This window comes from Parapedobacter soli (genome assembly GCF_025460835.1).
In the GTDB taxonomy this organism is placed as follows: domain Bacteria; phylum Bacteroidota; class Bacteroidia; order Sphingobacteriales; family Sphingobacteriaceae; genus Parapedobacter; species Parapedobacter soli.
In genome coordinates, this window is sequence record NZ_JAMXAY010000020.1 from 31456 (window position 1) to 44183 (window position 12728).

Consider the following 12728-nt stretch of genomic DNA (forward strand, 5'->3'; position numbering starts at 1 on the left):
TCAGACCAACTTTTGGTGTGTTTTCCACCAAAGGTCGGGCATTTCACCCGAAACGGCTGTTTGGTAATCCTCATACCGGCAGGGCACCAGGTGGTACCGTTCGTTGACTGATTTCGATCCCGAGTAAGGGACCTGCATCCACCACCGATCGGATTTCTTGCTTTTCACAAAAACCAACTCATAGGCGTCGTTGTGTACACTGGTGCGGTAGGTGATGTAAGCCGACTTGGGAATAAGCGGGGCATCGTGCTTGCGGTTATAGAACCCCTCGATAAAATACCACACCATCTGGGCTAGCAGCATAGCCGTCTGGCCGCGGGTATCGTGTAGGGGGTTATATTCATAAAAACCAATCGATGTGAGTTTGTCACTCATCCCTGCATACCGGCAAATCTGGCACGCCTCGTCACCGAATAACCCATTGACCGTGGCATAGGCATTCCCGGGCGCATCAGAAAACCGTATTGCCCCCACATCGAAGCTCATCATATCGGCTGAACGGATAACGGGTTCAACCTGATCGACCTGACCGGCGATCATCCCAAGCCGTACCGCATTGAAATAGAGCTTCTCATACATGGCAATCGATTCCTTGCTCACGAAATAGGTCTGGTACGCCAGGTTATTCAGGTTGAATAGATAATCCGGCTCGTGTAAGATAATGTGGTTGATGTAAGTCTGCGCGTTCAAGGGTGCGCTTTCGGTTTGCTCCTGGTCAATGTCAAACCGGGAATCAACGATGGATACTTCTACCCGCTGTTCGAGCTTTTCATAAGCCAGGTACTGAGCGTATGTGATATCCTGTCCGCCACCGATGATGATGGGGAGGATACCCGACTTGATAAGTTCCTCGCATACCGTTTTCACAGCGGCATACGTATCGGTTACGTTCTCACCTGCGCGGATATTTCCCAAGTCGGCCAGCCGCAACCTGTAGTCGCCTTGGTAAAGCCCGTATAGGTGACCCCGGATGGTATTCGCCCCATCGGCACAACCAAGGTTGCCCACGGCCATCCGGTCGTCCATTACGCCAAACAATGCCAAGTCCGGTTTTTCTTCTTCCAAATCGGGGAACTCTTGGTCGAATATACGTATGGAAGCGCCGATCTGCGATCGGAAGAACCCATTGGAGGGTGTAAAATCCTGGGGAGTAACGGGCGAAAAGAAAACTGATAAGGACATGCGGCAAATATCCATTTATTACCTTACTTTTGAAAGCATTATTACCAAACTATACTGAGTCGGTGGTTTTAGTAACAGGCGGAACAGGTTTTCTTGGTTCAACACTCATCAAACGATTACTCGCATCGGGCATAGCCGTCCGGGCTACCAAACGTGAAACGTCGACGGTCCCCGCAACGCTTATTGGCCTCCCCGCGCTGCAGTGGGTAGATGCCGATATCAATGATTTCTTTGCGTTGAGCGACGCCTTTATCGGTGTCAGGGAGGTTTACCACTGTGCGGGGATGATATCTTACGACCCGGCCGACAGGAACCGGCTCATCACCGTAAATGTAGCCGGGACAGCAAACGTGGTCAACCTCGCTTTGCAACACCAAGTGCGTCTGCTGCATGTCAGCTCCATTGTAACCATCGGCCTGCCGAAGCACAAGGATGAAGCGGCGGAAGACGACCTATGGGAATATTCATCGCATCAACCGGGATACGCTGTTTCGAAATATGAGGCTGAAATGGAAGTATGGCGGGGAATTGCTGAAGGGCTTGACGCGGTTATTGTAAACCCAGCCCTCATCATCGGGGCTTCTGCCCGAGCAGAAGGGGGCGACAGCAGCGGGGCAATTTTTACGATGTTGCGTAAGGGGCTCAATTTCTATCCCGATGGGTCGGTCGGGTTGATCGATGTCGAAGACTCGGCCAAAGCCATGATATTACTCATGGGCGACCGGGCGCTAACGGGGCAGCGCTTCGTATTGAGTAATGTCAATATGACGTACCGTGAGCTGTTGGCCCGTTGCAGCGTCTATTTGGGCAGGCCAGCACCGAAATATCGGGCTACGCCGTGGATGCTCAGCATTGCCTGGCGGGCAGCCGGCATACTGGCCCGCTTCACTGGTAAACGTCCGCTCATAACGCGCGAAACCGCTAACTCCGCACGCCACCGACTTCGTTTTTCAAACCGGAAAATCATTGACACTACGGGTATCGTATTCAAGCCGATAGACGACACATTACAAGAAATTTGTACCACTTTGAAATAATAAATAAAATTGAAAAACTATTATATCATTGATTTTGACAGTACCTTCACCCAGGTGGAGGCATTAGACGAACTGGCCCGTATTTCGTTGGCCAACCACCCAGCCAGGGAACTGATTTATGAAGAAATCGAACGCCTCACCAACTTATCCATGAATGGGCAGCTGTCGTTCCGGGAGAGCCTTGCCGCTCGGGTTAAGCTGCTGGAGGCCAATCGTGAGCATCTTGCTAAGCTCATCTGGGTGTTGAAAAAGAAAGTGTCGCCGTCTTTTTCCCGAAACAAGGAGTTCTTCAAAAAGAATGCAGATAGTGTATTGATTGTCTCTGGAGGGTTCAAGGAATTTATCTTTCCCGTGGTGATCCCATATCATATCAAGAAAGAAAATGTATATGCCAATACCTTCACATTTGATGAAGCTGGTAATATTACGGGCTATGACGACGGCAACCCGCTTTCGGAGGAAGGTGGCAAAGTGAAGCTTTTACAGCAACTGCAACTGCCAGGTAAAATCTATGGCATTGGAGATGGCTATTCCGATTTCCAACTGAAAGAATCAGGCTTGATTGAGCGTTTTTATGCGTTTACTGAAAACATTGAACGCAAAAGTGTGTCGGAAAAGGCAGACCATGTAACCCCTAGCTTTGATGAATTCCTGTATGTCAATGACCTTCCACGGGCAATCTCCTATCCAAAAAACCGGATTCTGTGCCTCATTGTAGGCGACGTGCCCGAGATTGCGGCACATATCCTTAAGCGGGATGGTTTCTCTATCCGTGTAAAGGATACTTTTGAAGAGAAATACGTCAAAGACGTCGGCATGCTGTTGTTGGGTAATGATGTGGTCTTGGCCGACGAACAGTTGGCCAGAGCCGACAAGCTGAAGGTCATTGGCTACCTTGGCGACAGTAAACACCGTGTGAACCGCGATATATGCAACGACAAGGGGATCGTACTTTTCGACGACAAGAAAAACAAGAAGCGTAATGGTGAATTCATCCCGCGCCGCATGGCCGACTTTATCAATAAAGGCGACACTTACCTTAGCCGCAACTTTCCCAACCTGCCGTTGCCTAAAATGGAAAGGGCCCATCGGTTGCTGCACATCCACCGAAACGTACCCGGGGTTATGGCTCAGATAAATAAAGTCTTTGCTGAAAACCAGATCAATATCGTTGCCCAGTTCTTGATGACCAAGGGCGATATCGGTTATGCAGTAACCGATGTGGATACCCGGTACGACAAACAGCTGCTCCGGCAGCTGCGGCAAATAGACAATACCATAAAGTTCAGGGTGCTGTATTAAATGCCCATATCCGGGCGGGTGTGATGCACTTGTCCAGTGGGATATCGTAAGGAGACACATCACTGATTTCCTCCACGGCGTCGAACAGCGAGATGCCGATTTTTAACGTCGTGGTGGGGCATTCTGCCAAGAACCGGTCGTAGAATCCCTTTCCGTACCCAACCCGGTTCCCGTACTTATCAAATGCGAGCAGGGGCACAAATACAGCATCGATCTCCGTGGGTGGAACAGCCGTTCCGCTATCGGGTTCGGGAATACCCCAATGGTTGAGCGCCAACGTTGTGTCTGCTTCCCAAACGTAGTGTGTCATACTGTTGTCGCCGCGTACTGTTTTTGATAGCACCAGCCGGATGTAGGGATACTGCTGCCGGAGCCAATCGGCAATTGCATACGTGTCAGGTTCGTGGTTGCCGGCGATGGGGAGAAAAAGGTGTATGGTCCACTGGGGGTGCAATTCCAATGTTTTCACCCGAGCTATCAATTGCTCATTTAACCTCTGGGATTGCTCAGCCGAAAGTGCAGCCCGTTTTTCCCGGAATAGGGTTCGTAGTTCTTGTTTTGTAGATGGGCCCACTTATTTCACCCGCTCCACGTAATCACCGGAGCGTGTGTCTATCTTCACCCTATCCCCTTGGTTAATGAAAAGCGGTACCTTGATTTCCACTCCGGTCTCGACGGTTGCATTTTTCAATGCATTGGTTGAGGTGTCACCCTTTACCGCGGGTTCGGTATACGTTATTTCCAACTCCACCGTTGTAGGTGCCTGTGCCATGATCGGCTCGTCGCTTTCCATCGCCACCAACACCTGCATACCCTCTTTCAAAAAACGGGCTGAGTCGCCGAAAAGTTGCTTCGGGATGTTGAACTGCTCGAATGAGTTATTGTCCATTACCACAAACATATCCCCATCGTCATAAAGATATTGGTAATCGTTGGTCTCCACCCGGGCAATCTCCACCTCTTCGTCGGTCCTGAAACGGTATTCCACCAGTTTCCCCGTTTTGATGTTCCGCATCTTAGCTTGGTAAAATGCCCGCAGGTTTCCGGGGGTGCGGTGGATGTACTCGTCTACCGTCACCAGTTCACCATTGAAGCGTAAAATATTACCACTTTTTACTTCTGAAGCTTTGGCCATAATCCTATTGTATAATATGTCGCAAACTTAGATAAAGTTGCTTCGAAATGCAAACGTAACCGCAATGAAATGAAAATACGGCACCCTATTCAGACCCCCATCAGGAACTCGGTAAGGTTTTTATCGGGCGTTAGGTTTAACTTCTTCCGCAGCCGGTATCGCCTTATTTCCACTCCCCGCGTGGTGATATTGAGTAATGAAGCAATCTCTTTACTGCTCATATTCATCCGTAGGTAAGCACAAAGCTTCATGTCGTTGGGTACCAGCTCCGGATAGTCTGCTTTGAGCTTTTTAAAGAAGTTTTCGTGGGCTTCGTTGAAGCTCTTCTCAAAGATATGCCAATCGCGTTCATCACTCCGTGCATCTTCGATGATTTTGTTGATTTTGCGAAGCTGGTCGTTCGATAATTTTCGCCCTTCGCTATCGTGCAGCTGCAGTAGTTCATCGTATACATTATTCAGCAGCTCATTCTTGTAGACGATACTCATGGTTGTATTGGCAAGTTCACGGTTTTTACTGGCTAGCTCCCGCTTCAACTGCTCATTCTTGAGCTTGATTAAGCGTTGCTCATTTTGCTCAGCCTCTTTAGCCAGTATTTCGTGTTGCTTTTTCGCCATATTGGCCTGTATCAATTCCCGGTGTTTCTTGATCTTACGGGTATACCACGCACGGCCAGCAAATAATGTGGCTATAAATAGCAGTGCATATATCAGCCACGCACCCCAAGAGAGCCACCAAGGAGGCAAAATCGTGAATCTCAATGTGGCAATTTCTGACACTGCCCCATCGGCGGTCCGTGCGCGTACTTTAAAGATATATGTGCCGCGTTTTAGGTTTGTAAATTCTTTTTGGGCGGCCTCGCTCCATTCGGACCAGGTGCGCGAATACCCTTCCAGATAAAACTGGTACTGCAACGGTATGATGCTATACCAGGGTAGGGCATAACTGATGCGGATATTATTGTGCTTATAGGTTATCTCCGGATCGGAGCCAACGGTATACCACCGGTCAGAAAGACTATCAGTAATATTGCTCATAGCCCGGATGAGCGGTGAGGGGAGGTCGTGCTGCCGGGTTGCCACTGTATCGGTAGCAAGGTATATTGCAAAGCCATCATCAAGGCTAATCAGGTAGAGCCTGTCCGCCACCCGGTTAATGCTTTCATAAAATTTCATCATGCGCCCATTGAGTGCTGCAAACCGGGTAGAGTCTACTTGCACCTCTCCCCCCGGGCCGAAATGCACAAGTGCAATACGCGCTCGGTTGATAAACCAATACCGGTTGCTATCTGCGTGGATTACCTTATTGGAAAATGCGAACGAGCCTAGTTGTCCATTCAGCTGGTAGTAGGGGTAGAATCTGTCCGTAATCTCATCATGGTGATAAAAGCCGCTGTCGGTAGCGAATATCGGGTTACCCGCCAGTTCGAGCACGTTTACAAAGGTACTCGGTGGTAGTCCACTCGTCGTATCATACGCCTGGACATTGCTTACCTGCTGGAGCGATGCATCTATTGTCACGTGGCGCAATCCTTTGTAGCCGCTAGCCCATACTTCCGTGGCTGAGACAGGCATGATGAACTGGGTCGGATCGTTGTAGCCACCAATGCGGTTTGAAAATTGCCACCCTTGGGCTGCCCGTTTAAAAACGGCCAGTCCCGTGTAGGTTCCCTGAAGTAACGTGTTTGGTCGCCCCGCGGCACGCCGCAGTGTCCAGCCACCAGTGATGGGCGAGAGTTTTGTGATCCGGTTGCCCGATACTTTAAACGTGCCGTCGTTATGGCCACACAAGAGTTCGCCATCCATTACGGTTAGATCCCATACCTGGCCCTGCGACCCTTCCACCAGGGAAAAGGAAAAGGGATGGTAGCTGTTATCTACGGACCACGGGCTATAGAATAGACCTTGGTTGGTGCCAAGGTAAATATTGCCTTCGAAAATGCGCGCTGCATACACCGTGCCGATGCTACCTGTATTGTCGGCATAATAATACAATGGCGCATTGATTTCGATCCGATCTATCCCGTTATCAAGGCCTACCCATATATTGCCCTGGTGGTCTAAATGCATTCCAAGCACCGTATTATTCTGTAGTCCATTGCCCTTATGAAGGTGCTGGACGATGTGGCCGGCTTCATCGATGACCACCACCCCCTGGAGGATCGTGCCGAATGCATAGTATCGGTCCAGCACTTTCAGCCCATTGTTGAGTTGGGCAGCTCGGAGCACCCCGTCGGCCGCGTTTCCCCATTTGCGGATGGCGGCCGTACTGTCCATCAGATACAGCCCCGATTTGGAGGTGCCGATCAATATTTCATCCGTGCCGAACGGTAGCATAGCTAGGATATTCGCATGCTGTAAGGCACCCTTGTCTTTGAGCGGGACTAATTCATTGCCGACCAATTCATGCAGGCCCGATGGAATCAACTCGATAAAGATACGCCCCCGCACCTGGTGCAGGAAAAGAAAGGGCTGGCCACCTCCGCGTATGGTATAAAGGCTGTTATCTTCATAGATATATATGGTAGAAAAAGTCTGGAAGAGCACGCGGTCGCCGTCCACGATAATCTTCCACACCTCGTCGCGCGTCCGTTGCTCCTTATCAAGCAACTGGCTGATCGACTGGTAGCGCATCTGGTCATAACCGGCATCTTCCCAATAACCGAATTCACCCAAGCCACCGGTGTAGATGCGGCCGGTACTGTCTACGGCCACACTCCGTACCGTGCTTCTATTGGGTAGGGGGTGCAACGCCCAATACTGGCCATCAAACACCAACAGCCCATCGGCGTTAGCCACATACATGATCCCGTTTTTCCCCGCAGCGACCGCCCAATTCTGGTTGCCTGCTTTATAGTCCGTTTTACTATACTGCTGCACCAACGGTGAGCCGATTCGCTGGATCTCCTGTGCTCGGGCAATGGTTCCTGAAGCGAGGCAGGTAAGTGTAAAAATGGCGACTATTAGCGGTTTAACCATATCCTTCCGGCATCATGCATATACGCAAACATAAGGATTTCGGGTGTGAACAAAAAGGCCATCGGAAACCGGGCCAATAAATGGCAACTGACTCCCCTCCATTCCGCTATATTAATGGGGTATAATAGGGACATAATAGGGTTTTAATAGGGACTTCATAGGGGAAAATACGTATAATCTACCTTTTATATATGTATAATATATTATTAATATATCTATTACATTAGGTGTCGATGGGAAAATGGCTGCGGAATGGTAGCTTAATGGATAAAAAGCCGTCCCGCCTGAGGCGGGACGGCGAACCACAAATTTTATATGCCCAAACACACTAAGGCATATTGACACGGCTTTTCTCCTCACTCTGGGCCTCCCGGCGGGCGCCGTTCTTGAGGTTTCCAAAGTTGACGGTTAGGGTAAGCCGCGCAACCCTTGTTTCATTTTTCTGATTAATGATGGCATGCAAGCCTCCAAAACGGGTCCGCACATCCTGTATACGGGTATCAAATATATCGGTGACCGAAAATTTCAGGTTTGCTTTCTTATTGTAGAATGATTTGTTCAAGCCTACATCGACAGACCATTGCGCACCTATACGGTACACGCTGTAAATCAATGATGACTGGTAGTTGGCCGAGGCCTCTGCCGTGAAAGTTGGCCATAGCGTAAAGGTATGGTTGCTACGCAGCTGCCATGCAAACTGTCCTTGATGGAGGTGCTGGCCATTCAGTGGCCCCTCGAAAGCCATGTAAAACGCGTTTAGATTAGTGTTGGTATCCCACCATTTCGCCACTTTCACAGGTGCATTTACATTCGTATACCAAATATCTTGTTTAGCTAGGTTATCCCGCGATACCCAGGTTTGTTTGGTTTCATCGTTCTGGTTCATGGACTCGGCTATCACGTCGTTCGTTCTGCTGTAGCCGGCGCTTATATTGTACCGTTGCAACAGCGTATACGACAGGTCGAACGCGTGGGTATATTCCGGCCGCAGGTACGGATTACCCCGTTCGAAGGTATACTGGTCGAGAAAATATTCGAAGGGATTAAGATTCCCATAGTTGGGTCTATTGATACGTTTGCTGTACGAAAGACCCATCTGATGATTGTCTGAAAGATTATAGTTCAAAAACACACTGGGAAAGAAGTCGATATAGTCGCGCTTGATGCGGTTCGCCAGCGTAATGGAATAGCCGTCCGAGACCGTATATTCGCTGCGTAGCCCCGCCTGGATACCCCATTTCCCCAATTGCTTGTGATAGTTGATATAAGCTGCGGCCACCTGCTCTTCATATACGAAGTGGTTGGAACGGTTCCCGGCATTCTGCCACACCCCGTCCACTTGGTTTTCAAAACGCATATCGTTGTCGGAGGCCACGTTGCTGTACTTTATGCCGGCCTCCAGTTTATTGTCCTTACCGAAAGGGTGGGTGTAATCCGCCTTGGCCACCCGGATATCGATGATGGTGGGCATGTCACTCCGTGACAGCAACGGCTCGTCTTTCATGTCGCCCGAGGGGAGGAAGAGCGTATTGTTATAGTTGGCTTTGTTACGATTCGAAAAGCGGGAAATATCGACATCGGCCACCAATTTACGGCCATTGGTGTCGATGGTAAACTGGTTGTTTAAATTCACCGCCAAGCTGGTGTAACTACCGTCGAAAATGGACGAGGTGGTGAGTGTCGAGTCGGGCGATAGGACGGTTTGGCCAATGAGGGTGTGGCTCGAATTGTCGTTGTCATTACCGCTCGCATATCCATTGAATGATACGCCAATCACATTCCGGTCTGACGTTTGGTAATCAACACCTGCCCGGTAGGAGTGGCTCGAATTATGCCGTATAAAATCAGTGTACTGCTGGAAATCGGTGTTGGCCCCGCCGGGTAAGGAAATCGACCGAAAAATATCAAACTCATTACCGCCCCTATTATTCATGTAGCTATAGGTGCCATATACATTCAACGGGCCTTCCTTGTGGTTTAGGTTGAGCGACGTATTAGCTTTATGTCCAAATCCATAGCCTGCCCCGAGCGTTAGCGAACCATTGGTGCCGGCGAGGCGATTTTTCTTAAGTACGATATTAATCATGCCGGCGGTGCCGGAAGCATCGTATTTGGAAGAGGGATTAGTAATCAGCTCAATGGATTTGATGGTGTTGCCATCGGTATTGCGGAGGAAGTTGGCCAGTTGCTCTGCCGAAAGGTGTGTTTGCCTGCCATCTATCATCACGGTAACACCCTGTTTGCCCATCAGACTGATGTTGTCATCTTTATCCACGGTTACGCCGGGTGAGCGTTCGAGGATGTCCATTGCGGTATTTCCCGCTGCCAATGTTGAATTTTCCACGTTAACCACCAGCATGTCCGCCCGTCGTTCTACCAATGGCCGCTGGGGTGCTGCTACGGTTACCTCAGCCAGCACGGTATTGGAGCTACGGAGTACTAATGCGCCGATATCTTTGGCTGTGTTGTTGTCGGCTATGGTTACTGCGTCACTGACCACATCGTCGTAACCGACGAGTATGGCCGACACGAGGTAGCTGCCCTGGGCCATTCCGGCAAATGTAAACCCGCCCTGTCTATCCGGGAAAACGGTGCGCACCACCGACGAATCGCGGGCATTCAGTAGGTGCACGGTAGCCAGGTCGAGCGGGTTGTGCTGTCCGTCGACCACCTTTCCGCTAATGGTTGCTTGTTGGGCGTACAGCGGTGTGCCAAAGACTACAAGTACGGTGGTTATCCAGATATAAATATATTTCATTTTATTTTCATTATCGCATAACGCACCCCTCTTAAAAAGCTTATCTCTTTTTAACCAATTGTAAATATGCGTGTTATGTATTTTTTACTTTTTGATGCCCTTTTGTTGTTTGTGAACCTGGGTACTGTTTGTAAGACGCACCGACCAGTTGAAACGTTGCATCACTGCTGGAATAATTTCAATTTTATACAATACGAAACTGCCATTCCTGTCAATTTGCTGGGACGGTATCGATAACCGTGGGCGATTCATCCGCTGGGGCCGGTGGGGTGATAGCACATTTCAGCCCGGAGACGGTCATCACCCATCCCGTTTTATCGGGCCGGTCTGAATAGCCGTAATTTTCTTCGCATTGGTTGAACGGCAGATCGTAGATATGGCGTTGCAGATCCCTATCGATAATCAGGTGTGCGCCTACCGGGATATTCAGCTTCAGGTGCAGTTGCTGGTCGCGCATCAGATCGTTGTTCGCAATATTAAAATGGCTTCCGAACCAGAGGGTGTCACCCTGTTGCTGGAAATCGTAGTCTATTTCTCCGGCACGTTCGGCTGCACGTTCGTATGTGGCGCCATGGGCCGAATACTCATAGGTGAGCGAGGGTGATTGCAGGGAATCTACTTTAACGATGCGCATGCGCATACGGCTCTGTCCATCGAGAATATTCCGGTTGCGGATGACAGCACGCTGGCGTATACTGGATACCCGGTCTAGCGAATCCTCCTGGAGCCTGATTACTGTCATATCATTCCGCTTAAGGTGATAAACGGGATGTAGCCCCAACGGTTGTTCTTCTACTACCGTACTTTCTTCTCGGAAGTCATTCAGTGTGCGGGTGGCATATACCGTGGTAAACCCTGCGGCAACCAGCCATACGATCAGCAGCGTGAACCCCGTATATTGGCCCATGGCACTTCGATTGAACAAGATCCGGATAATCAGGGCTACCAAGGCGATGAACGGTACCACGGCTACAATTAGGGCACTGATCAGCATTGGCGTGCGGAAATCGGGCTGGATTACATTGAGCGGGAACATGGCCATATCGGCATCTGCGCCGAAGAAGCCGAAGCTAGCGACAATAGCGATTACGAGTACGATCAGCCCGGCACATAGCCCCACAATGAAGACCACACCGATTACCTTAACCAACACCACAAACGCGCGCATCAAGAAATTTCCAGCCGAGTTGAGCCCCTTTCTAATGCCCTCCTCGGCTCCTGTAAAATTTGAACGGAGGCCCTCCATCTCCTCCTGAAAGCTACGTTTGAAATTCTGCAGGTTAGGAGCTTCTCCCCGCATAGCCATCCGGTCGGCGCGCGTACGGGCCAGTGGCATCACAATCCAAAGGATAATATAGAGGAGAAAGCCGGTGCCGCCGAATACAAACAGCAACACAAGGATGAGCCGCACCCACCGGGCTTCGATATTGAAATAGTGGCCCAGCCCGCTACAAACGCCACCGAATACCTTGTCGTCCGGGTCGCGCATCAGTTTACGTTCACTGCTCAACGGCGGATTGTCGTAGTTTCCTTCAGTTGTATACCCCTCTGCATCCTGTCCGTCGGTCTCAAAATCACTCACCTTCCCCATTTGAGCTATCACGTCGTTGACATCCTGCATTGTTATGACTTCTTTTTTACCCTGCACAATACGGTCGTTGAACATCTCCGCAATCCGGTTCTCGATATCGCCGACGATCTCATGGCTGTCTGCGGTATTTCCGAAATGTTTCTTCACCTCGATCATATAGGAGCGCAACACGTCATACGCGTCCTCCTCGATGTGGAAGACGATACCGTTTATGTTAATGATGATGGTCCTGTTCATTTTCTTGTGGTTTTTATAGTCTCTTGTCTAATGTCTAATGTCTCTTGTCTAATGTCTCTTGTCTTGTGTCTCTTGTCTTATGTCTCATTCCCCACCTGTTGTCGTTTCTGGTCGACCGGCAGTAGCCGTTTGCACGGCATACACCAGCTCCTCCCAGGTGCTATCCAATTTATTGAGTACATCTGTTCCGGCGGGGGTGATTTGATAATATTTACGTGGTGGCCCCGAGGTTGATTCCTTCCATACATAGCTAAGCAGGCCATTATTTTTCAACCGTGTAAGCAAAGGATATAAGGTACCCTCTACCACCAGCAGCCTAGCCTTCTTGAGCTCGCCGATGATGTCTGAGGCATATATCTCGCCCCGCGAGATAATCGACAGAATACAGTATTCCAGTATCCCCTTCCTCATTTGGGTTTGCGTGTTATCTACTATCATAATGCAAAGATATATGTTTTAGTTTGTACTATGCAATACATAGTAGTGTATATTTTTTTAAATTGCTGTT

Annotated in this window: 9 protein-coding genes; 2 read left to right on the top strand and 7 right to left on the bottom strand. The window is 49.6% G+C overall.

Translation table 11 applies throughout. The features are described 5' to 3' along the window. On the bottom strand, positions 1-1182 hold the full coding sequence (locus NGM62_RS10475; protein ID WP_262247776.1) for a formimidoylglutamase: 1182 nt from the start codon (positions 1180-1182) through the stop codon (positions 1-3). Positions 1183-1211: 29 nt separating this feature from the next. Between NGM62_RS10475 and NGM62_RS10480 the strand changes: the two genes are divergently transcribed. Next, a complete protein-coding gene (locus NGM62_RS10480; RefSeq protein ID WP_262247778.1) occupies positions 1212-2219 on the top strand; it encodes an NAD-dependent epimerase/dehydratase family protein in 1008 nt (335 codons plus the stop codon). A gap of 9 nt (positions 2220-2228) precedes the next feature. Beyond that, positions 2229-3521 (top strand): HAD-IB family phosphatase, encoded by a 1293-nt coding sequence (locus tag NGM62_RS10485; protein WP_262247781.1) that lies wholly within the window; start codon positions 2229-2231, stop codon positions 3519-3521. Here the strand turns inward: NGM62_RS10485 and NGM62_RS10490 are convergent. The 6 genes from NGM62_RS10490 to NGM62_RS10515 form a co-directional block, all read right to left on the bottom strand. Beyond that, the gene (locus tag NGM62_RS10490) at positions 3505-4095 is read right to left on the bottom strand and encodes a 5-formyltetrahydrofolate cyclo-ligase (RefSeq protein WP_262247783.1); all 591 of its coding nucleotides are present in this window, start codon (positions 4093-4095) and stop codon (positions 3505-3507) included. The two genes, NGM62_RS10485 and NGM62_RS10490, sit on opposite strands and share 17 nt — an antisense overlap. Further along, on the bottom strand, positions 4096-4656 hold the full coding sequence (gene efp / locus NGM62_RS10495) for an elongation factor P (RefSeq protein WP_262247785.1): 561 nt from the start codon (positions 4654-4656) through the stop codon (positions 4096-4098). It lies immediately after the preceding gene. Positions 4657-4745: 89 nt separating this feature from the next. Continuing rightward, positions 4746-7634, bottom strand: a complete 2889-nt coding sequence (locus NGM62_RS10500; RefSeq protein ID WP_262247788.1) for a triple tyrosine motif-containing protein — start codon at positions 7632-7634, stop codon at positions 4746-4748. A gap of 328 nt (positions 7635-7962) precedes the next feature. Then, positions 7963-10392, bottom strand: a complete 2430-nt coding sequence (locus NGM62_RS10505) for a TonB-dependent receptor domain-containing protein (RefSeq protein WP_262247790.1) — start codon at positions 10390-10392, stop codon at positions 7963-7965. A gap of 211 nt (positions 10393-10603) precedes the next feature. Beyond that, positions 10604-12220: a PspC domain-containing protein gene (locus NGM62_RS10510; RefSeq protein ID WP_262247791.1), complete on the bottom strand. Its 1617-nt coding sequence runs from the start codon at positions 12218-12220 to the stop codon at positions 10604-10606. Between the two features lie 84 nt (positions 12221-12304). Next, positions 12305-12658 carry a PadR family transcriptional regulator gene (locus NGM62_RS10515; RefSeq protein WP_262247793.1) on the bottom strand — a complete coding sequence of 118 codons (354 nt, stop codon included), beginning with the start codon at positions 12656-12658 and terminating at the stop codon, positions 12305-12307. Between the last annotated feature and the right edge of the window lie 70 nt (positions 12659-12728).

Coding starts and splice junctions, on each gene's coding strand:
- NGM62_RS10475 (WP_262247776.1), bottom strand. CDS start 1,182: ATGTCCTTATCAGTTTTCTTTTCGCCCGTTACTCCCCAGGATTTTACA.
- efp (WP_262247785.1), bottom strand. CDS start 4,656: ATGGCCAAAGCTTCAGAAGTAAAAAGTGGTAATATTTTACGCTTCAAT.
- NGM62_RS10500 (WP_262247788.1), bottom strand. CDS start 7,634: ATGGTTAAACCGCTAATAGTCGCCATTTTTACACTTACCTGCCTCGCT.
- NGM62_RS10505 (WP_262247790.1), bottom strand. CDS start 10,392: ATGAAATATATTTATATCTGGATAACCACCGTACTTGTAGTCTTTGGC.
- NGM62_RS10510 (WP_262247791.1), bottom strand. CDS start 12,220: ATGAACAGGACCATCATCATTAACATAAACGGTATCGTCTTCCACATC.
- NGM62_RS10515 (WP_262247793.1), bottom strand. CDS start 12,658: ATGATAGTAGATAACACGCAAACCCAAATGAGGAAGGGGATACTGGAA.